The sequence below is a fragment of the Streptomyces sp. H27-H1 genome, assembly GCF_026627445.1.
Classification (GTDB): Bacteria; Actinomycetota; Actinomycetes; order Streptomycetales; family Streptomycetaceae; genus Streptomyces.
Genome location: NZ_JAPNLJ010000074.1, coordinates 1 through 19,599, shown reverse-complemented (window position 1 = coordinate 19,599; position 19,599 = coordinate 1). Strand labels below are relative to the sequence as shown.

The following is a 19,599-nucleotide window of genomic DNA, read 5'->3' as shown; positions in this document are numbered from 1 at the left end:
CGGGCGGTACAACGATCCGACCCGAATGGGGTAACCGCCCGGGTTTATGCGCGGTTGATTTCAAGCCGTCGGGGGTGGCCGGGAGGGATGGGTACGCGAGTTGAGTAGGGGTACTCAGGTGCGGGGGCCGCGCCGTCTCGATACTGGCCGTCGGAACCAAGTGGGGGACACAGTGGATCGACGTCGGTCTCGGCTCGAAGTGTGGCTGCCGGGCGGCTATCTGGTGCTGGTGCTCGCGGTGCAGCTCTGGGTGGAGGTGGTGAGCCGGACCGGGGACGGGGCCCTCGCCGGGGTGTGGTCGCTGTTGCTCACCGCGCCGTTCAGCCTCGTGGTGGTTTGGCTGTCCGCGCCCGGCCAGGGGCCGCCGGTCCCGCAGCCGGAGGGGCTGGTCCACACGGGTGCCGAGCCGCCCACCCCGCTGCCCGCGCCGCTGCCCTCGGAGCTGCCGCCGGAACTGCCGTCGGCTCCGGTCGACGGGGTGGTCGACCCGTCGGCGTTCGAGGCGTTGGGCGCGACGATGTGGTGGGGCTACTACGGTGCGCTGGTGGTCGGCGCTGTGGTCAACGCCGTGGCGCTGTGGGCGCTGGTGCGGGTGCTGGCGGGGCGCCGGCGGACCGGCGGCGGCGTGGAGGGCGGCTGGTCGGTGTAGGGGCCGGGCCGTCACCACGGCCGCCCCCGCCCCCGGCGGGGCCGGGGAGGGGGGCGGCCAGGGCCGGGGGCTGTGGATCAGCGGCGGGCCCGCAGCGCGCGGGACAGGTCGTCGAGGTGGTCCACGAGTTTGCGGTGGAGGAGCGGGGTGATGTCGGGGGCGGTCAGGCAGGCGTGGCCGGCCTGGAGGTTGGCTTCGGTGATCTCGTGGCCGGGGAGGACCCAGCGGCCCGCGGCGTCGGCGATGGCGGGTCCGCGGCGGGCGGCGAGGGTGACGGCTTCGGGGTAGGAGCGGAGTACGTACTCCCTTACCAGATCGGCCTGTTCGGGCTGCCAGAAGCCCTGGGCGGTGGCGGTGAAGAGGTAGTTGGACAGAGTGTCGTCGTGGAAGAGGCGTTCCCAGGCGGCGGCCTTGGCCTCGGCTGTCGGGAGGGCGGCGCGGCAGCGGGCCGCGCCCTCCTGGCCGTTGGCGCTGGGGTCGGCTGCGAGGGCCGCGTCGATGTCGGCTTCGCCGCTCGCTCCGAGGACGGACAGGCGGGCGAGGATGCGCCAGCGAAGTGCGGGGTCGAGTTCGGGGCCGCCGGGGACGGTGCCTTCGGCGAGCCAGCCGGCCACGGTGTCGGGCTGGGTGGCGCTGTCGACGAGGGTGCGGACGGCGACGAGCCGCAGGCCGGGGTCGGAGCCGTCCTCGGTGCGCCGCAGCAGGTCGCGGGCGATGGCGGTGAGGGTGGTGAGGGCCTCGGTGCGGCGGTCCGGGGTGAGGTAGCGGTCGGCGATGTGGGCGCGGGTGAAGGTGAGGACGCCTTGGACGATCGCCAGGTCCGATTCGACGGGTACGTGGGCTGCGGCGGTGGCCAGGTAGTCGGCGGCGGCCAGTTCGCCGTCGCGGACCATGTCGCGCAGGGAGTTCCAGACGACGGCGCGGGTGAGCGGGTCGGGGATGCGGGAGATGCCGCTCAGGGCGGTTTCGAGTGAGGTCCCGTCGAGGCGGACCTTGGCGTAGGTGAGGTCTCCGTCGTTGAGGACGAGGAGGGCGGGGCGCGGGCCGCTCGCGGAGAGGACCTCGTCGGAGGGGACGTCGAGGGCGAGGACCTCGCGGGGTTCGAGGGCGCCGTCGGGGGCGCGGTCGTAGAGGCCGGCCGCGATGTGGTGGGGGCGGCTCCCGGTGCGGTCGACGGTGAGGGTCCAGCCTTCCGGGCTGTCCTCGACGCGCGGGGTGAGGGTGTCGACGCCGGTGGTGCGCAGCCAGGTCTCGGCCCATGCGTGGACGTCGCGGTCGGTGTGGGCGGCGAGCGAGTCGACGAAGTCGGCGAGGGAGGCGTTGGCGAACTTGTGGCGGGCGAAGTGGGTGTTGATGCCGGCCAGGAAGTCCTTCTCGCCGAGCCAGGCGACGAGTTGGCGCAGGGCGGAGGCGCCCTTGGCGTAGGAGATGCCGTCGAAGTTGAGGAGGGCGGAGGCGGTGTCGGGGACGGCGGAGGCGTCAGGGGCGACGGGGTGGGTGGAGGGGCGCTGGTCGGCGTCGTAGCCCCAGGGTTTGCGTTCCATGCCGAATCCGGTCCAGGTCTCGGTGAAGCGGGTGGCTTCGATGAGGGTCTGGTAGCCCATGAATTCGGCGAAGGACTCGTTCAGCCAGATGTCGTCCCACCAGCTGAGGGTGACGAGGTCGCCGAACCACATGTGGGCCATCTCGTGCGCGATGGTCACGGCGCGGCGCTGGCGTTCGGAGTCGGTGACGGCGGAGCGGAAGACGTAGCCGTCTTGGAAGGTGACGAGCCCGGGATTCTCCATGGCGCCGGCGTTGAACTCGGGTACGAAGGCCTGGTCGTAGGAGTCGAAGGGGTAGGGCTCGCTGAACTTCTCGTGGAAGCGGTCGTAGCAGGCGGTGGTGAGGCCGAGGATCTCCTCGGCGTCGGCGTCGAGGTAGGGGGCGAGGGAGCGGCGGCAGTGGATGCCGAAGGGGAGTCCGGCGTGTTCGGTGCGGACGCTGTGCCAGGGGCCTGCGGCGACGGCGGCGAGGTAGGTGGAGATGACGGGGGTGCGGGCGGACGTCCAGGTGGCGGCCCCGTCTCCGCCGTTTTCGCCGTCGCGTTCGCCGTCGCGGGTGGTGACGCGGGTGGTGACGCCGTTGGCGAGGACGGTCCAGTGCGCGGGGGCGGTGACGGTGAACTCGAAGGTCGCCTTCAGGTCGGGCTGGTCGAAGGCCGGGAAGACGCGTTGGACGTCGTCCATGAACATCTGGGTGTAGACGTACGTCTCCCCGTCCGCGGGGTCGGTGAAGCGGTGCAGGCCTTCACCGGTGCGGGAGTAGCGCATGCGGGTGGCGATGCGGAGCTCGTGGGGACCTTCGGCGAGGCCGGTGAGGGGGAGGCGGCCGTCGCTGAGGGAGGCCGGGTCCAGGGGGTGTCCGTCGAGGGCGGCGGAGCGCAGTTCGTCAGGTTTCAGCTCGACGAAGGTGTCGCCGGCGGCCCGGGCCGTGAACCGGATGACGGTGCGGGACTCGAAGGTCTCGTCGCCGGTCGTGAGGTCGAGGGCGACCTCGTACTGCCGGACGTCGAGGAGCTGGGCTCGGAGCTGCGCTTCGTTGCGCGTCAGTGCGGGCATGGGGCCCATGCTGCCGGATGGCGGCGCGGCGCCGGGCCCCAGGCTTCTATTCCTCGCCCTCGCCCGCGGCGATCGTCTCGTGGTGGCGGATGACCTCGGCGATGATGAAGTTGAGGAGCTTCTCGGCGAAGGCGGGGTCGAGTTTGGCGTTCTCGGCGAGCTGGCGCAGCCGGGCGATCTGGCTGGCCTCGCGGCCCGGGTCGGCCGGGGGCAGCTGGTGGCGCGCCTTGAGGTGGCCTACCTGCTGGGTGCACTTGAACCGCTCGGCGAGCATGTGGACCACGGCCGCGTCGATGTTGTCGATGCTGTCCCTGAGCCGGGCCAGCTCGGCGGTGACGTTGTCATCGATGTCCCTGGTGTTCATGGTCCCCGAGAATACGTGCCGCCCGCGCTCGCTTCGTCGGCCGATCGGCCACTGAGACGACGGGCGGTACGGGCCCCCGGCCCGCGGGTCGCCTCGCCCCAAGCGGACCCGTCCCGCCTCGGCCGGACGGTCCCGCGCCGCCCGTTGCCGGACTCCGTCCCTCCGGCCGCGGCGGGAGGGCCCCGGTCAGGCGGCTGTGGGCGGGCCGGCCCGGGGCAGCGCCTGTCGGACGTCATTGAAGATGCCTACGAGTGCGGTCACGCACCTGCGAGGGAAGCCCTTCTCTTCTCCTGTCCTGCCAGAACCGCGCCCCGCCACGAGCCGAGAAGGCCGGACACAAGACCTATGGGAACGACCCATCGCCACAGACCTTGGGGACGGAATCCGTTCTTGCTCGGGTCGGCCGTGCGGTGAGGGGCGGGTGCGGTGTCAGAGGGGTAGGAGGGCTGTGACCAGCCAGCCGCCTTCGGGGGCGGGGCCGGCGGTGAGGGAGCCGCCGAGGGCTTCGGCTCGTTCGGCCATGCCCACGAGGCCGTAGCCGCCGCCGCGGGCGTTCTCGGAGAGTCTGGCGGGGCGGCCGCCGTCGTCGGCGACGCGGACTTCCAGGCCGGCCGGAACGGTGCGCAGGCCGACGCGGACGGCGGTGGCGGTGGCGGCGTGCTTGCCGATGTTGGTGAGGGCTTCGAGGACGATGCGGTGGGCGGTGGCGGCGACGTCGGCGGGGAGTCTGGCCTCCAGGCCCTCCTCGACGTAGAGGACGACGGGCGGGCCGGTGGCGGCGAACCGTTCCGTCAGTCCGCGGATCTCTCGGAGGCCGGCGACGGGGGCGGTACTGGCGGAGCGGCCCTTGCCGGTCCCGGCGCCCTTGCCCGTCTCCGCATCGGAGTCCTCGGCGCCTTCACGGAGGATCTTGACCAGGCGGCGCATGGAGCCGAGCGCCTCGTCCCCGGCGGTCTCGATGCGGCCGAAGATCTCGCCGGCGCGTTCGGCGGAGACCTTGGTGTAGCGGGCGGCGCGCGCCTCGACGACGATCCCCGTCACGTGGTGGGCGACGAGGTCGTGGAGCTCGCGCGCCAGTTCCAGGCGCTCGGCGCTGCGTACGGCGCGTAGTTCACGGACGCGCTGGACGGACTGCAGGCGCAGGAGCAGGGAGTACGCGGCGACGACGACGGCGAGCACCGAGAAGAGCAGGGTGAAGCGGCCCGGGTCCGCGTCGCGGACGGGCACCGACATGCAGCCGAGGCCGAGGAGGGGGCCGAGGACGGCGGCGGTGCGGGCGGGGGCGCGGAGCAGGACCTGCGTGAGCAGGACGAGCAGGGCGATGGCCTCGCCGCCGCCCCAGACGACGAGGGGGTGGTTGCCGAAGATCAGACCGAGGGTGACGGTCCAGGTGCAGGCGGCGGCGAACCAGGCCCGGACGAGGAGCGGGATGCCCGGCCAGGGTGCGGCGCTGAGGCAGACGAGGATGCCGGACACCCAGACGGCGGCGTGCGGGGTGCTGGGCTGGCGGGCGAGGACGACGCCCTCGAAGGAGACGAGGGCGAGGAGGGTGACGGAGAGGATGATGCGGATCCAGTCCGCGGCGAAGGGGTGGCGGCGGGCCCATGGCCCCAAGGGGCTCATACGGGCACCTCGGCGGCTCGGACCTCACCCGGGTGTGCCGCAGATGCCGTGGCCGGCGAAGCTGCCAGGGCCGGCGAAGCTGCCAGGGCTGGCGGAGTTGCCAGGGCTGGCGGAGTTGCCAGGGCTGGCGAAGCTGCCAGGGCTGCTGGGATCACCGGAGCTACCGGAGCCGTCGGAGCCACTGGGGCTGCCAGTCCTGTAGAGGCTGTCAGCGCTGCCAGGCCTGTAGGGGCCGCCAGAGCTGGGGGGCCCAACAGAGCCACCGGAGCTGCCGCGCCTGCCGGAGCTGCCAGGCCTGTCGAAGCCACCGGGCCTACCCGTGCTGCCACGCCCTCTGGAGCCACCCGAGCAACCCGCAACGTTGCACCCCGCCACCCCGGGGCTCCGCCCCAGACCTCGCGCCTCAGGTACCGGCGCAGCCGCCGCACCGCCCCGGCACCGCCGGCCACACCCTCGAGGGGCGGCGCAGCCGGAGATACCCCACGCCGCCACCGCACCCGCCGAGGCCCAGGGGCAACGCGCCGGCGGCAGAGGGGGGTGTGGGCGGGTGTCACGCCGGGGTGCCTGCCAGGCCGCTTTCCCAGGCCCAGGCGGCGATTTCCACGCGGTTGCGAGCGTCCAGTTTGGCCTGGACGTTGGCCAGGTGGGTCTTGACGGTGGAGAGGGAGACGAAGAGCTCCCCCGCGATCTCGGCGTTGGTCAGGCCGCGCGCGACGCAGCGTACGACCTCGCGTTCGCGGTCCGTCAGGGGCTCCGCCGGGCGGCGGGCGGCCGCGGCGGCGACCGGGGTGCGGCGGGCCATTTCGCGCAGCAGCCGTACGGTGATGGCGGGTGAGACGAGGGAGTCTCCGACGGCTGCTGCCCGGACCGCTTCAACCAGCATGGCCGGGCTTGCGTCCTTGAGGAGGAAGCCGGACGCTCCGCCCTGGATCGCCGCGTGGACGTACTCGTCAAGGTCGAAGGTGGTGACGATGACGATGCGGGGGCCGTCCTGGCCGGAGAGCCGGCGGGTGACTTCGAGCCCGTCGAGTTTGGGCATGCGGATGTCGAGGAGCAGGACGTCGGGCCGGTGTTCCGCGACGGCTGCGAGGGCCGCTTCGCCGTCGACGACGTCCGCGACCACCTCGATGTCCGGCTGGCTCTCGAGGATCATCCGGAAGCCGGTCCTGACCATCTCCTGGTCGTCCGCGATGATCACTCTGATCGCCATGCGCCGCCTGCCCCACTGTCGCCCGCTGCCTGTGCCGTCCCAGCATTCCCACCCGGTGGGTTCTCTCCATGGGACCTGCGGGCGCCTGGGCCCGCAACCGCACAGCAGACCGTCGGGAGCATGCCGCAAGGCCGGAACAGCTGCGTCCCGGCCTCACGGTACTGCGGTCGACCTTACGGACATACGAGGCATCGCGCCTCATTCTTCCGGCCCATGTCGGATGGGCCGGAAGAAGGGGCACGGACCTGCGCAGCCGTCAGAGCGTGGCGGCCGCGCTCTTGATCGCCGCCGCGAAGGTGGAGACCTCCGTGTAGACGCCGGGGTAGTCGGGCCGGGCGCAGCCCTCGCCCCAGCTGACTATGCCGACCTGGATCCAGGCGTTCGCGCTGTCCCGGCGGAACATGGGGCCGCCGGAGTCGCCCTGGCAGGTGTCGACGCCGCCTTGGTCGAAGCCGGCGCAGATCTCTTCGGCGGGCACGAGCGAGCCGCCGTAGGAGGCCTGGCAGGAGGCGTCGGAGACGAAGGGGACGGTGGCCTTGCGCAGGTAGCGCTGCTGGGCGCCGCCTTCGGTGGCGGCGCCCCAGCCGGCGACGGTGAAGGTGCCGTTGTCGTAGGCCTTGGTCTCGGCGATCTTGAGGGTGGGCAGGTTGATGGGCTTGGCGAGCTTGATCAGCGCCCAGTCCTTGCCCGTGCCGTTGTAGCCGGGGGCCTGGAGCACCTTGGTGGACTTGACCTTGATGGCGCTGGAGCTGTTGAGGTCGACGACTCCGGCGGTGGCGGTGATGGAGGTGTTGTTGCCGGAGCCGTTCACACAGTGGGCGGCGGTGAGGACGATCTGCTGGGTGTAGAGCGCGCCGCCGCAGCCCATGGAGAGCCGGACCATGAAGGGGAACTCGCCCTGGGCGGCGCGGGTTCCGCCGACCACGGGGGCCTGGGAGGCGGTTGCGGCGCCGGGCTGCAGGCTGACGGCCGCGAGGGCCACCGCTCCGACGGCGAGGGTGCGCTTGAGGGCACTGACGAGGGTGGACACAGTCAACACACTGCCTTTCGTGGGGGGTTGGGCTGTGCGCGCCATCACACGGATGACGGGGACATGACACATCGTTCACTCAGGTGCCATCAAGAACGCGTTTTCGGACAACTTCCGGCAGGAGCGGCCTCATGACGCAGAACAGTCGGCACAGCAGCCCGGTCCAGCACGGATTTCCGCACCTGGAGACGGTCCGGGAGGCCATCACCGCACTGTTCCGGCGGCTCTCCGACGACGGGGTCCGCGCCTACGACACGTCCTTCGCCCCCGCCGACGCCGCGTTCGCCGACGCCGACGACCTGCACCTCGGTGCGCACCGGGTGGCCTCCGCCATGGTCCGGGCACTGCGGCTGCCCGACGCGCGCGTCGTGGTGGGTTTCCGCGAGATGCGGGACGCGGCCTGCGTGGAACTGACCCCCGGTCCGGAGTACTTCGTCGAGGTCAACGACCGCTTCCGCACGCACCGTCGCGATCTGGCGGCCGCCCTCGCACACGAGGTCACGCACGTCCTGCTGCACCGCCTGGACCTGCGCTTCCCCACCACCGCCGGCGACGAGATCCTCACCGACACCGCCGCCGCCTACCTCGGCGCCGGCTGGCTGCTGCTCGACGCCTACCGGGAGGACGAGCTCACGCACCAGAAACTCGGCTACCTCACCCCGGAGGAGTTCGGCTTCGTCCTCGCCAAACGCGGCCGGTTCCTCGGCGGCGAGGACCTCTCGGTGTGGTTCACCAGTCCGCAGGCCTACGAGGCGTACGTGCGCGGCCGCGCCCGGGCCGACCGGGACCTGCGCCGGGCCCCCTTGGCGGCCGCCGGCCGGTCGGAGCGGTGGCGCTACGCCCGGGACCGCAGGGCGGCTCCGGCCCCGCCGGGGCGCGGGGCGGCGTACCGCTTCGAGGAGCACGCCGACGGGCTGCGGGTGAGCTTCCCCTGCCCGGTGTGCGAACAGCGGCTGCGGCTTCCGGCGGGCCGCGGACCCCTCCGGGCCCGCTGCGGGCTGTGTCACACGGTGCTGGACTGCGACACGTGAGCGCCGGGTGAAAGGAGATCAACGGGAACGCGAAGAGCGAGGCGCGCGACATGAGCAACGCGGACGGCGCGAGCACCACGGGCGCTCATTCGCCGCACCCTCCGCCGCCGCTCCCGCAGCCGTCTCCCCCGCCCCAGCCCCCGTCTCCTCCGCCGGTGCCTTCGCGCCGGCCGCCCTCACTCCTCCAGCGACCGCGCGATCGCGTTGACCGCCGCCCAGCCGAAGGCCATCGCGGGGCCGATCGTCGCGCCCGGACCGGGGTACGTCTCCCCCATCACCGCCGCCGAGCAGTTGCCCGAGGCGTAGAGGCCCGGGATCGGCGTGGAGTCCTCGCGCAGGACCCGGCCGTCGGTGTCGGTGACGAGGCCGCCCTTGGTGCCGATGTCCCCGGGGTGCACGGGGACCGCGTAGAAGGGGCCCTCCTCGATCGGCGCCAGGTTCGGGTTGGTCAGGGTCGGGTCGCCGTAGTAGCGGTCGTAGACGCTCTCGCCCCGGCCGTAGTCCTTGTCCGTGCCGACTTCGGCGAAGGAGTTGAAGCGGCTGATCGAGGCGGGCAGGCCCGGGGCGCAGATCTGGCGGGCCAGTTCCTCCACGGTGTCGGCCTTCCTCAGGAAGCCGCTCTCCAGCCACTTCTTGGGGAAGGGCTGCCCGGGGAAGAGGCCGGCGAAGATGTAGCGGGCCTTGGAGCGGGCGTCCAGGATCAGCCAGGACGGCACCGTGCTCGCCCCGGGCCGGTCGGCGGCGTACATCCGGTCCACGAACGCGTGGTAGGGCAGGGCCTCGTTGGCGTAGCGCTCCCCCGCCTCGTTGACGATGACCATGCCGGGGATGCCCCGGTCGGCGACGAGGAAGAAGGGCTTCTCCCCCGGCGGGCACACGGAGGGCGCGCCCCAGACCTTGTCCAGCAGATCGGTGGCGGCCCCCAGTTCCTCACCGAGCTTCAGTACGTCGCCGGTCTGGCCCGGCGAGGCGTGCGTCCAGGCCGTGGACGTGGGCGCGGGCAGGTGCTTCTCGCGCAGCGCCTGGTCGTGCGAGAACCCTCCCGAGGCCAGCACCACCCCGCCCCGGGCCGCTACGGTCACCTCGCGCCCGGCGCGCAGGACGCGTACGCCCGTCACCCGCCCGGCCGGGTCGGTGACCAGGCCGGTCAGTGGCGCCGACAGCCACAGTTCGCCGCCGAGCCGGTCCAGGGAGAGCCGCATGCGGGCGATGAGCGCCTCGCCGAGGGAGAGCAGCTTGCGGCCGGTGGCCAGGGCCTTGACCGCGCGCAGGCCGACCTTGACGGAGGTCTTCTTGCCCGCCCAGGTCCGGCTGACCATGTTCAGGAAGCGGAAGTCGTACGAGGTCATGGTCAGCCCGTACGTGGGCAGTCCGGCCCGGCGCATGGAGGCGCCCAGCTCGCCGAGCCGTTTGAAGTCGACGATGCACGGTTCGACGGAGCGGCCCTGCGCCATGCCGCCCTGGGCCTCGGGGAAGTAGTCCGAGTAGCCGGGGGTGTACATGAAGCGGATCTCGGTGCGGTCGTGGAACTCCTTGACCATGCGCGGCCCGTGGCTGAGGTAGGCGTCCTTGCGGGCGGCCGGGACCCGGTCGCCGACGGTGGCGTCGAGGTAGGCGCGGGCCTTCTCGCGGGTGTCGGCGAGGCCGGCCCGGTCGAGGTGGAAGTTGCCGGGGACCCAGATCGCGCCACCGGACAGGGCGGTGGAGCCCCCGTAGGCATCGGTCTTCTCCACGAGGAGGACGCTCAGGCCCCGTAGCCGGGCGGTGACGGCGGCGGCGAATCCGGCGGCGCCGGATCCGACGACCACCACGTCGTAGGCGTACTCGGTTGTCATCCGAAGGCTCCCGTGGCGTAGTCGCTGCGGTAGTACAGCAGGGGTGATCCGCCGTCGCGGGCGGCCAGTTCGAGGACCCGGGCGGTGACGAGGTAGTGGTCGCCGGCCTCGTGGACCTCTTCGAGGGCGCAGTCGACGGTGGCGAGGGCGCCGGTCACGCGGACGGCGCCGTGGGCGGAGAGTTCCCAGTCGATGCCCGCGAACTTGTCCTCGCCCCGGCGGCCGAGGGCCTCGCACACGGTGCGCTGCTCCTCGGCGAGGATGCTGACGCCGAAGCGGCCGGCGGCCCGGACCTTGGGCCAGCTGGAGGAGCCCTTGCCGACGCAGAGCAGGACCAGCGGCGGGTCGAGGGAGAGGGAGGCGAAGGACTGGCAGGCCAGCCCGGCCGGCCGGCCGTCGTCCGCGAGAGCCGCGACGACGGTGATGCCGGAGGCGAAGGCGCCGAGTACCTCACGGAAGGCGGCGGGGCCCACGGGGGCCGCGGTCCGCACGGCGGTCTCGGTCCTCCCGCCGGCGTCGGCCCTCATGCCGGCCTCGGCCCTCACGCCGGTCCCGCCCCCCGCGGGCTCGGTCAGCCGTTCCACTGGTGGCCCCAGAAGCTGTCCGCGGTGATCTCCTTCGCGGTCCAGGTGGCGGGGTCGACGAGGAGGCCGTCCCAGCCGTACTCGACCTGGAAGCCGCCGGGGGCCTGGGCGTAGAAGGAGACCATGTGGTCGTTGGAGTGCCGGCCGAGGGTGGAGGCGATGGGGATGCCGGCCTTGTTCATGCGGTCGAGGCAGTAGCCGACGTCGTCGAGGGTCTCCAGCTCGACCATGAAGTGGACGATGCCGGGCGGCAGCGCGCCGGGGTAGAGCCCGAGGCTGTGGTGGCGGCGGTTGGGGCTGAGGAAGTGCATCCAGTAGGAGTCCTGGCCGGGCTTGCCGGTGGGGACGGCGACCGGGGGCAGCCGCATGGAGTCGCGCAGCTGGAAGCCGAGGAGGTTCTCGTAGAAGTCGAGGGTGGCCTCGGTGTCGGCGGCGGGCAGGACCACGTGGCCGAGGCCCAGGTTGCCCTCGCGGCCGCCGGTGACGAAGTGGTTGCCGTACGGGGCTGCGAGCGGGGTGTGGTCCTGGGCCTGGCCCCAGTAGATCTCCAGGGGGTTGCCGCTGGGGTCCTCGCAGTGGATGAGGCCCTGGACCCGGCGCTCGGCGAGGGTGGCGTCGTCGCCCTGTTTGACGGGGTGTCCGGCGCTTTCGAGTTCTGCGGCGGCGTCTTCCAGGGCGCGGGCGTTCGCCACTTCGAACCCGGCGGCGAGCAGCCGGTCCTGGGCGCCGGCGACGAACTGGAAGCGGTGCGTGCGGTCGTCGATGCGGATGTCGAGGCGGGTGTCCGTGGTGCCTTCGGCTTCGGCCATGCCGAGGATGTCGAGGACGTAGGTGCGCCAGGCGGGGAGGTCGGCGGTCTCGATGCGGAGGTAGCCGAGTGCGCGGATGTCCATGAGGGAGCTCCTCGGTGGGATCAGTGGAGGAAGAAGTCGGTGGCGAGGCGGTTGAACTCGTCGGCGGCCTCGGTCTGCGCCCAGTGCCCGCAGTGCGGGAAGACGTGCAGGCGGGCGTCGGGGATCGTCTTCAGCGCGAGGAAGGCGCCGTCGACCGGGTTGACGCGGTCCTCGCGGCCCCAGGTCAGCAGGACGGGCCGGCTGATGCGGTGGGCTTCGCGCCAGAGCATGGCGGCCTCGGGCCAGCGGGCGAAGGAGGCGCCCATGCGGGCGTTGCCGAGGCGGGCTTCGGGGTCGGTGGCCTGGGCGTAGCGCTCCTCGACGAGGGCGTCGGTGACGATCGCCGGGTCGTGGGCGAGGGTGGTGAGGAAGGTCCGCATCTGCTCGCGGGTGGGTTCGGGGGCGAGGCTGAACTCGAAGAGCCGCTTGATGCCTTCGGTGGGGTCGGCGGAGAAGAGGTTGAGCGAGATCCCGCCGGGTCCCATGAGCAGGAGCTTGCCGACGCGTTCGGGGTGGTCCAAGGCGAGCCGGGTGGCGGTGCCTCCGCCGAGTGAGTTGCCGATGAGGTGGGCGCGTTCGATGCCGAGCTCGTCCATGAGGGCGAGGACGGCGTTCGCGCTGAAGCTGAAGTAGTCGCGGTCGGGTTCCGGTTTGTCGGAGCGGCCGTAGCAGGGCTGGTCGACGAGCAGGGTGCGGAAGTGTGCGGCGAAGTGGGGCAGGTTGGCGACGAAGTTGGACCAGCCGGAGGCGCCGGGTCCGCCGCCGTGCAGCATGATCACGACGGGTCGGTCCGGCTGGCCGGCCTCGTGGTAGTGCAGGGTCAGGGCGCCGGCCCGGGCGGTGCGGGAGGTGTTCTCGTACGTGGGTGCCTGCGCGCTCACAGCATCGTGTCCTGGATGTCGAGGCCGAGGGCGCCCTGCCCGAACAGGACGAGGGCCCGCTCCGGGTCGTTGGCGGCGTGGCCGCGGCCGGTGTGTGCGTCGCGCCAGGCGCGCTGGACGGGGTTGGGGCCGGTGCGCATGGCGCTGCCGCCCGCGTTCTCCATGAGGAGGTCCACGGCGGCGACGCAGCGTTCGGTGGCGAGGACCTGGTCGCGGCGGGCCCGGGTGCGCAGCGGTGTCGGGAGTTCTTCGCCGCGTTCCGCGAGGGCGTAGAGCTCCGAGATGTTGCGCTGGAGCTGGAGCCAGGAGGCGTCGATGTCGCTGGCGGCGCGGGCGATGCGGACCTGGGCGAAGGGGTCTTCGGCGACCTGCTGGCCGTAGGAGACGCGGAAGCGTTCGCGGGTCGCGGTGACGTAGTCCTCGTAGGCGCCTTCGGCGATGCCGACGATGGGGGTGGAGATGGTGGTGGTGAAGATCGAGGCGTAGGGGAGCCGGTAGAGCGGCTCGGGGTTGAGGCGGTGGCCGGGTACCTGGAGGGCGGTGACGGGGCCGAAGCTGAGGGCGCGGTGCTCGGGGACGAACACCTCCCGGGCGACGATGTCGTTGGAGCCGGAGCCGCGCAGGCCGACGGTGTCCCAGACCTCGTCGATGCGGTACTGGGTGCGCGGGATCAGGAAGGTCCGCATGTCGACGGGGCGGCCTTCGGCGTCGGTGACGAGTCCGCCCAGCAGGGCCCAGTCGGCGTGGTCGCAGCCGGAGGAGAAGTGCCAGCGGCCGCTGACGGTGAATCCTCCGTCGACGGGGGTGACCTTGCCGGTGGGGGCGTAGGAGGAGCAGATCCGGGTGTCCTGGTCCTGGCCCCAGACCTCTTCCTGGGCGCGGGGGTCGTAGAGGGCGACGTGCCAGGGGTGGACGCCGACGACCGAGGCGACCCAGCCGGTGGAGCCGCAGGCTTTGGCTATGTCCTTGACGGCGGCGTAGAAGAGGGCGGGGTCGGCGGCGTAGCCGCCGTGGGCCTTGGGCTGGAGCAGCCGGAAGAAGCCGGTGGCGGCGAGTTCCTTGATGCTCGCCTCGGGGACTTTGCGCAGGCTTTCGGCCTCTGCGGCGCGCTCGCGGAGGGCGGGGGCGAGGGCGCGGACCGCTGCGAGGACCTCTTCGTCACTCATGGTGTCCCCTTCTCAGATCAAGGATCTTCGGGTGTTCGGGATCGATGGCGAGGAACGTACGCCCGGTGGTCCGGGGGGCGGAACGAGCTGTTCCCGCTGAGCGGGAAGCTCCCCGAAACGACTACTTGAAGTATTACTGAATGAAATAGACCCCTCCGGGTGCTTCCCTCCGGCAGGGGGTGCGTGGCAGGGTCGCCCCAACGCCTCACGCAGGGGGTTCTCTCGTGCTTGACCAGGCCATGGAGACCGAGTTCGCACCGCTGTCACTGCTGGAGAAGGCCGCGAAGGTGCTGGGCGCCTTCGAGGGTCCGCAGCCGCGACTGTCGCTCACCGAGGTCGTGCGCCGCTCCGGAATCCCACGTTCTTCCGCCCATCGGATCCTCGACCAGCTGGTGCAGTTGCGCTGGCTTGACCGCGAGGGCCGGGACTACCGCATGGGCATGCGCATGCTGGAGCTGGGTGCGCTCGCCTCCCATCACAACCGGCTGCGCCGGGCCGCGCTGCCGCTGCTGCACGCGCTCCACGAACAGACGGGCCGGGTGGTGCACCTGTCGGTGCTCGACGGGGCGGAGGTGGTGTGCCTGGAGCGGATCGGCGGTTCGCAGGCCACCACGGTGCCCTCGCGGGTCGGCGGCCGGATGCCGGCCTACTGCACGGCCACCGGCAAGGCGATCCTCGCGTTCAGCGATCCCGCCGCGGTGGAACACGTCCTCGCGCAGGGGCTGCGCCCGCGCACCGCCCGCACTCTGGTCCGGCCGCTCGCGCTGCGTTCGGAGCTGGCGGCGGTTCGCGAGCGCGGGGTGGCCTATGACCGGGAGGAGAGCTTCCGGGGCATCTCGTGCGTGGCCGCGCCGCTGCGGGGTGCCGGGCGGGCCGTGGCCGCCGTGTCGGTGTCCTCCTGCCGGGGGGACCGGGAGCCGGCCCGTCTCGCGCCGGCGGTACTGGCCTGCGCGCGGGCGGTGTGGCGGGAGCTGTACGGGCCGGGCAGGCCGGGGCGGGCCGCGCCGGCCCGGGACCTGGAACCGGCCGTCTCCGCGCAGGCGATGGACAACATGATGGGGTGGCTGCGGTTCAGCGAGTGGATGTAGTGGGTAGAGGTACCCCATCGCACGAACGAAGGATCCGGGCCCGACCCCTCGCCAGGGGGCCGGGCCCGGATCCTTTTCCGCTCGCCGCCGCTCAAGGGCTCCGGGGCTTCGCCCGCCCCGCCCCTCAGCTCTCGTAGGTGATGCGGATCCGGTCGCCGAGCGGCAGGGCCTGGCAGGCCAGGACGTAGCCGTCGGCCAGGTCCTCCCGGTCCAGGACCTCGTTGCGGACCATCTTGACCTCGCCCTCCACCACCCGGCAGCAGCAGGCGCTGCAGGCGCCTTCGCGGCAGGAGTACGGGGCGGGGACGCCCGCGGCGAGCAGGGCGTCGAGGAGCGGGGCCCCGGCCGGCCAGTCCACGGTGTGCACGGCTCCCTCGAACTCCACCTCCGCGGTGAAGGCCCCCGCCGCGGCCGGAACGGGGGCGGGGTCCGGCCGGGTGAAGACGTCGCCGCTCAGCGAGAAGTACCGCTCGCGGTGGATCGCCCGGCCCGGGGCGCCGACGGAGCGCAGGGCGGCCTCGGCCGCGTCCATCAGGGGGCCGGGGCCGCACAGATAGGCCTCGCGGGTCGCGTACGGGGCCACGAGCGGGCCCAGGTGCGGGGCGGTCGGCAGTCCCTGGAGGGTCTCCAGCCAGTGCACGACGGTGAGCCGCCCGGCGTGTTCCTCGGCGAGCCCCCACAGCTCGTCGCGGAAGATCACCGCCCCGGGGTCGCGGTTGGCGTACACCAGCGCGACGTGGCCCCCGCCGGCCGCGAGCGCCGACTTCGCGAGGGAGAGCACCGGGGTGATCCCGCTGCCGCCCGCCACCAGCAGCAGGTCCCGGTCCAGATCGGCCGGGGTGAAGGTACCGGCGGGGGGCAGGATCTCCAGCTCGTCGCCGACGGCCACGTCCTGGCACAGCCAGCCGGAGCCGACGCCGCCGGGAACGCGTTTGACGGTGATGCGCAGCGGGTCGCCGGTGTGCGGGGAGCCGGCCAGGGAGTAGCAGCGGGCCCCGCCACCCGGCACCCGGAGGGTGAGGAACTGTCCGGGGCGGTACGGGAGTTCCGCGTCGAGTACGAGGGAGACCGCCTCGGGGGTCTCCTGGATCCGGTCCGTGACGCGGACCAGCAGCGGGCCGGCGGCTCCGCCCCGGGCGGCTGCTGGGGCGGGGCTGCGTACCCCGGCGGCGCGGTCCTTCGTACGAGCGGTACCGGCGACCGCGGCGCTGTCCTTCGTACGGCCGTCGTTGTCAGACATCGGCCGGCACCTCCAGGCGGCCCGCCAGGACGGCGGCCTCGATGCTCGCGCGCAGGGCCGGGCAGGACGGGACGCGGGCGCTGGGGCGGCCCGCCGCGACCGCGGCGGCGATGCGGGGGCAGCCCCCCGGCAGCACGGCGGCCTTCTGGGTCCACTGGACCTGGGTGTGGGCGGGGCTGAACTTCTCGCACAGCACCCGGGCTCCGCACTCCCCGCACATCACGGGGGTCATCACGGGGCCCCGGCCGCGCGGCGGGCGAGGTTCTCGGCGACCTCGGCCTTCCAGGCGGCGGTGGCGCGGGTGGTGTCGATCTCGAACTCGAAGCGGCGGACCATCTCGTCCTTGACCTCGCAGGCGTCGACGTAGAACTGCTCGTACCAGCGCCGCAGCTGGTAGACGGGGCCGTCCTCTTCGGTGAGGAGGGGGTTGTCGATGCGGGTCTTGTTCTTCCAGATCTCGACGTCCTGCTCGAAGCCGACGGCGAGGCCCTCGGAGGTGAGGCGGGCGGCTTCGGCGGCCTGTTCGTCGCTCATGCCGGGGAGCTTCTTGACGATGGTCCCGTACATGAGCATGAAGCTGTTCTCGTCGATCGGGTAATGGCAGTTGATGAGGACCGATTCGAGTTCGACGCCGCCGCCGATATCGCTCCACAGCGTGTCGATCATGTAGGAGGGGCCGTGGTACGAGGCGTCCGAGCGCAGGCCGCCGCCGGTGGAGAGGGTGCCCAGGTCCACGTCGCCGCGCGGGGTGGACTCCATGTACTGGGTGGCGACGTGACCGTCGAAGACGTTCTTGAAGTAGTGCGGGAAGGCGTAGTGCACGTAGTAGAAGTGCGCCATGTCGACGACGTTGTCGACGATCTCGCGGCAGTTGGAGTTCTCCACGCGCAGCGAGTTCCAGCTCCAGTCGCTCCACTCGGGGTCGCCGACGCCCTCGATGAGGGGGATCGTGACCTCGGGCGGCGGCGGGTTGCCCTCCGCGTCGTGCCAGACGTAGAGCTGCCCGTTCTGTTCCAGGGTGGTCCAGGCGCGGGTCCTGGCGCGCGGCGGGACACGGCGGGCGTAGGGGATGGCGGCGCAGCGGCCGTCGCCGGACCAGCGCCAGTCGTGGAAGGGGCAGGCGACGGAGTCGCCCTTGACGGTGCCGTGGGCGAGGTTGCCGCCCATGTGGGGGCAGTAGGCGTTCAGGACGGCGAGCTCGCCGCTGTCGGCTCCCTGGAAGACGACGAGTCTGGTGCCGAAGGCCTGGACCTCGTGCGGGGCGCCGTCCTTGAAGGCGGCGGCGAGGCCGAGGCAGTGCCAGCCGCGGGCGAACCGGGTCGGCACGGCGGCCGCTTCGATGACGCGGGGCTCTTCTTCGATTGCGGTCACGGGGTGGCCCTCCACTTCGTTGTGGGTCTGCTGCGGAGCGGTGCGGGGTGGCTGGCGCTGTGACCGGAAAGCCACCGCACTAGCGTGCTTCGGCGGCGAGTTCGACGGCGATGTCGATGAGCTGGTCCTCCTGGCCGCCGACGAGGCGGCGTTCGCCCGCGCGCAGCAGGATCTGCGCGCCGGAGACCCCGTAGCGCTCGGCCTGGCGGTAGGCGTGCTTGAGGAAGCTGGAGTAGACCCCGGCATGGCCCATGAGCAGGGACATCCGGTCGAGCCGGCACTCCTCGTCCATGACGGGGCGGACCACGTCCTCGGCCGCGTCGATGATCTTCAGGACGTCGATGCCGGTACGGATGCCCATCTTGTGGCAGACCGCGGCGAAGGCCTCGACGGGCGTGTTCCCGGCGCCCGCGCCGAGGCGCCGGGTGGAGCCGTCGATCTGGAGCGCGCCGGCGCGGACGGCGGCGACGGAATTGCCCACGCCCAGGCCGAGGTTCTCGTGGCCGTGGAAGCCGACCTGGGCGTCGGAGCCGAGCTCGGCGACCAGCGCCGCGACCCGGTCGGTGACCTCGTCCATGACCATGGCGCCGGCGGAGTCGACGACGTACACGCACTGGCAGCCGGCGTCGGCCATGATCCGGGCCTGGCGGGCCAGGTTCTCGGGTGCGGTGGAGTGGGCCATCATCAGGAAGCCGACGGTCTCCAGGCCCATCTCGCGGGCGAGCCCGAAGTGCTGCACGGAGATGTCGGCCTCGGTGCAGTGGGTGGCGATCCGGCAGATCTGGCCGCCGTTGCCGTGGGCGGCGCGGATGTCGTCCTTCACGCCGAGGCCCGGAAGCATCAGGAAGGCGATCTTCGCGCGGCGTGCCGTATCGGCGGCGATCTTGATGAGCTCCTGCTCGGGGGTCTTCGAGAAGCCGTAGTTGAAGGAGGACCCGCCGAGTCCGTCCCCGTGCGTGACCTCGATGACGGGGACCCCCGCGTCGTCGAGCGCGGCGACGATCGACCGTACGTCCTCACCCGTGAACTGGTGGCGTTTGGCGTGCGAGCCGTCGCGCAGGGAGGAATCGGTGACACGGATGTCGAGGGTGTCGCAATGGACGTTCACTTCATCATCCCCTTGGCGAATTCCTCGCCGACCTTGGTGGCGGCGGCGGTCATGATGTCGAGGTTCCCGGCGTAGGGCGGCAGATAGTCGCCGGCGCCCTCCACCTCCAGGAAGATCGCGACCCGGGCCATGCCCCCGTTCAGCGGGGAGGCGTCGTCGAACTGCGGCTCGGTGCGCAGCCGGTAGCCGGGTACGTACGTGGCCACGTCCTCGGCGACCTGCTGGACCGAGGCGGCGATCGCCTCGCGGTCGGCGTCGGCCGGGATCGCGCAGAAGACGGTGTCGCGCATCATGACGGGTGGATCGGCGGGGTTGAGGATGATGACGGCCTTGCCGCGGGCGGCGCCGCCGATCTCCTCGATGCCCCGGGAGGTGGTACGGGTGAACTCGTCGATGTTGGCGCGGGTGCCCGGGCCGGCCGAGACGGAGGCCACCGAGGCGACGATCTCGGCGTAGGCGACGGGGACCACGCGGGAGACGGCGTACACCATGGGGATGGTGGCCTGGCCGCCGCAGGTGATCATGTTGACGTTGGCCCGGTCGAGGTGGGCGGTCAGGTTCGCCGGCGGTACGACGGCGGGGCCGACAGCGGCCGGGGTGAGGTCGACTGCCTTGATGCCGAGTTCGGCGTAGCGCGGGGCGTTGGCCCGGTGCACGTAGGCGGAGGTGGCCTCGAAGACCAGGTCGGGCAGCTCGCCCCGGGCCAGCAGCCAGTCCACGCCCCCGTGGGAGGCGTCGAGGCCCTCGCGACGGGCCCGGGCGAGGCCCTCGCTGCCGGGGTCCACGCCGATCATCCAGCGGGGCTCGATGTACGGGGAGCGCTTCAGCTTGTAGAGCAGGTCGGTTCCGATGTTCCCGGAGCCGACGATGGCGGCGGAAACCTTCTTCACGGGAACGGGAACGGGAACGAGGACGGGGGCGGGGGC

General features: G+C 72.3%; 18 protein-coding genes. 3 read left to right on the top strand and 15 right to left on the bottom strand.

Features of this window, described 5'->3' with window-relative positions; genetic code table 11:
* Positions 1-172: 172 nt before the first annotated feature.
* Positions 173-649, top strand: coding sequence for an SCO4225 family membrane protein (locus OTB20_RS39145; protein ID WP_267824686.1), 477 nt, complete (start codon positions 173-175; stop codon positions 647-649).
* 77 nt (positions 650-726) lie between these two features.
* On the opposite strand, the gene pepN is transcribed toward OTB20_RS39145, so the two are convergent.
* The 5 genes from pepN to OTB20_RS39120 all read right to left on the bottom strand — a co-directional run bounded on the left by pepN (position 727) and on the right by OTB20_RS39120 (position 7,521).
* A complete protein-coding gene (gene pepN, locus OTB20_RS39140) occupies positions 727-3,249 on the bottom strand; it encodes an aminopeptidase N (protein ID WP_267824685.1) in 2,523 nt (840 codons plus the stop codon).
* Positions 3,250-3,295: 46 nt separating this feature from the next.
* The gene (locus OTB20_RS39135; protein ID WP_267755019.1) at positions 3,296-3,613 is read right to left on the bottom strand and encodes a chorismate mutase; all 318 of its coding nucleotides are present in this window, start codon (positions 3,611-3,613) and stop codon (positions 3,296-3,298) included.
* A gap of 429 nt (positions 3,614-4,042) precedes the next feature.
* Positions 4,043-5,236 (bottom strand): sensor histidine kinase, encoded by a 1,194-nt coding sequence (locus OTB20_RS39130; protein ID WP_267824684.1) that lies wholly within the window; start codon positions 5,234-5,236, stop codon positions 4,043-4,045.
* A gap of 550 nt (positions 5,237-5,786) precedes the next feature.
* Positions 5,787-6,446, bottom strand: coding sequence for a response regulator (locus tag OTB20_RS39125; RefSeq protein ID WP_267824683.1), 660 nt, complete (start codon positions 6,444-6,446; stop codon positions 5,787-5,789).
* 256 nt (positions 6,447-6,702) lie between these two features.
* Positions 6,703-7,521: a serine protease gene (locus OTB20_RS39120; RefSeq protein ID WP_420716590.1), complete on the bottom strand. Its 819-nt coding sequence runs from the start codon at positions 7,519-7,521 to the stop codon at positions 6,703-6,705.
* A gap of 86 nt (positions 7,522-7,607) precedes the next feature.
* Between OTB20_RS39120 and OTB20_RS39115 the strand changes: the two genes are divergently transcribed.
* The gene (locus OTB20_RS39115) at positions 7,608-8,507 is read left to right on the top strand and encodes a hypothetical protein (protein ID WP_267824681.1); all 900 of its coding nucleotides are present in this window, start codon (positions 7,608-7,610) and stop codon (positions 8,505-8,507) included.
* Between the two features lie 176 nt (positions 8,508-8,683).
* Here OTB20_RS39115 and OTB20_RS39110 read toward each other — a convergent pair whose 3' ends face one another.
* Genes OTB20_RS39110 through hsaA form a run of 5 tightly spaced genes read right to left on the bottom strand, consistent with a single transcriptional unit; the run spans position 8,684 to position 13,866 of the window.
* The gene (locus tag OTB20_RS39110; RefSeq protein ID WP_267824680.1) at positions 8,684-10,342 is read right to left on the bottom strand and encodes an FAD-dependent oxidoreductase; all 1,659 of its coding nucleotides are present in this window, start codon (positions 10,340-10,342) and stop codon (positions 8,684-8,686) included.
* Positions 10,339-10,869 (bottom strand): flavin reductase family protein, encoded by a 531-nt coding sequence (locus OTB20_RS39105; RefSeq protein ID WP_267824679.1) that lies wholly within the window; start codon positions 10,867-10,869, stop codon positions 10,339-10,341. The genes OTB20_RS39110 and OTB20_RS39105 overlap by 4 nt, the downstream gene beginning before the upstream one ends.
* Positions 10,870-10,913: 44 nt before the next feature.
* Positions 10,914-11,819 carry a VOC family protein gene (locus tag OTB20_RS39100; protein WP_267824678.1) on the bottom strand — a complete coding sequence of 302 codons (906 nt, stop codon included), beginning with the start codon at positions 11,817-11,819 and terminating at the stop codon, positions 10,914-10,916.
* A gap of 20 nt (positions 11,820-11,839) precedes the next feature.
* A complete protein-coding gene (gene hsaD, locus OTB20_RS39095; protein ID WP_267824677.1) occupies positions 11,840-12,700 on the bottom strand; it encodes a 4,5:9,10-diseco-3-hydroxy-5,9,17-trioxoandrosta-1(10),2-diene-4-oate hydrolase in 861 nt (286 codons plus the stop codon).
* Positions 12,697-13,866 carry a 3-hydroxy-9,10-secoandrosta-1,3,5(10)-triene-9,17-dione monooxygenase oxygenase subunit gene (gene hsaA / locus OTB20_RS39090; RefSeq protein WP_267824676.1) on the bottom strand — a complete coding sequence of 390 codons (1,170 nt, stop codon included), beginning with the start codon at positions 13,864-13,866 and terminating at the stop codon, positions 12,697-12,699. The genes hsaD and hsaA overlap by 4 nt, the downstream gene beginning before the upstream one ends.
* 224 nt (positions 13,867-14,090) lie before the next feature.
* Here hsaA and OTB20_RS39085 point away from each other — a divergent pair, with 224 nt between their 5' ends.
* Positions 14,091-14,954, top strand: coding sequence for an IclR family transcriptional regulator (locus OTB20_RS39085; RefSeq protein ID WP_267824675.1), 864 nt, complete (start codon positions 14,091-14,093; stop codon positions 14,952-14,954).
* A 124-nt stretch (positions 14,955-15,078) separates the two neighbouring features.
* Here OTB20_RS39085 and OTB20_RS39080 read toward each other — a convergent pair whose 3' ends face one another.
* The 5 genes from OTB20_RS39080 to OTB20_RS39060 form a co-directional block, all read right to left on the bottom strand.
* Entirely contained in the window at positions 15,079-16,194 is a 1,116-nt protein-coding gene (locus OTB20_RS39080; RefSeq protein ID WP_267824674.1) for a ferredoxin--NADP reductase, read from the bottom strand.
* Positions 16,187-16,426 (bottom strand): hypothetical protein, encoded by a 240-nt coding sequence (locus OTB20_RS39075; RefSeq protein WP_267824673.1) that lies wholly within the window; start codon positions 16,424-16,426, stop codon positions 16,187-16,189. The genes OTB20_RS39080 and OTB20_RS39075 overlap by 8 nt, the downstream gene beginning before the upstream one ends.
* Positions 16,426-17,565: a Rieske 2Fe-2S domain-containing protein gene (locus OTB20_RS39070; RefSeq protein ID WP_267824672.1), complete on the bottom strand. Its 1,140-nt coding sequence runs from the start codon at positions 17,563-17,565 to the stop codon at positions 16,426-16,428. Before OTB20_RS39070 ends, OTB20_RS39075 begins: the two co-directional genes overlap by 1 nt.
* 79 nt (positions 17,566-17,644) lie before the next feature.
* Complete coding sequence (gene dmpG, locus OTB20_RS39065; protein WP_267824671.1) at positions 17,645-18,673, bottom strand: 4-hydroxy-2-oxovalerate aldolase; 1,029 nt, start codon at positions 18,671-18,673, stop codon at positions 17,645-17,647.
* Complete coding sequence (locus tag OTB20_RS39060; RefSeq protein WP_267824692.1) at positions 18,670-19,563, bottom strand: acetaldehyde dehydrogenase (acetylating); 894 nt, start codon at positions 19,561-19,563, stop codon at positions 18,670-18,672. Before OTB20_RS39060 ends, dmpG begins: the two co-directional genes overlap by 4 nt.
* Between the last annotated feature and the right edge of the window lie 36 nt (positions 19,564-19,599).

What these genes read in the sequence shown, in the direction of transcription:
- pepN (WP_267824685.1), bottom strand. Translation starts at nt 3,249, where the DNA reads ATGCCCGCACTGACGCGCAACGAAGCGCAGCTCCGAGCCCAGCTCCTC.
- OTB20_RS39135 (WP_267755019.1), bottom strand. Translation starts at nt 3,613, where the DNA reads ATGAACACCAGGGACATCGATGACAACGTCACCGCCGAGCTGGCCCGG.
- OTB20_RS39130 (WP_267824684.1), bottom strand. Translation starts at nt 5,236, where the DNA reads ATGAGCCCCTTGGGGCCATGGGCCCGCCGCCACCCCTTCGCCGCGGAC.
- OTB20_RS39125 (WP_267824683.1), bottom strand. Translation starts at nt 6,446, where the DNA reads ATGGCGATCAGAGTGATCATCGCGGACGACCAGGAGATGGTCAGGACC.
- OTB20_RS39120 (WP_420716590.1), bottom strand. Translation starts at nt 7,521, where the DNA reads ATGGCGCGCACAGCCCAACCCCCCACGAAAGGCAGTGTGTTGACTGTG.
- OTB20_RS39115 (WP_267824681.1), top strand. Translation starts at nt 7,608, where the DNA reads ATGACGCAGAACAGTCGGCACAGCAGCCCGGTCCAGCACGGATTTCCG.
- OTB20_RS39110 (WP_267824680.1), bottom strand. Translation starts at nt 10,342, where the DNA reads ATGACAACCGAGTACGCCTACGACGTGGTGGTCGTCGGATCCGGCGCC.
- OTB20_RS39105 (WP_267824679.1), bottom strand. Translation starts at nt 10,869, where the DNA reads ATGAGGGCCGACGCCGGCGGGAGGACCGAGACCGCCGTGCGGACCGCG.
- OTB20_RS39100 (WP_267824678.1), bottom strand. Translation starts at nt 11,819, where the DNA reads ATGGACATCCGCGCACTCGGCTACCTCCGCATCGAGACCGCCGACCTC.
- hsaA (WP_267824676.1), bottom strand. Translation starts at nt 13,866, where the DNA reads ATGAGTGACGAAGAGGTCCTCGCAGCGGTCCGCGCCCTCGCCCCCGCC.
- OTB20_RS39080 (WP_267824674.1), bottom strand. Translation starts at nt 16,194, where the DNA reads ATGTCTGACAACGACGGCCGTACGAAGGACAGCGCCGCGGTCGCCGGT.
- OTB20_RS39075 (WP_267824673.1), bottom strand. Translation starts at nt 16,426, where the DNA reads ATGACCCCCGTGATGTGCGGGGAGTGCGGAGCCCGGGTGCTGTGCGAG.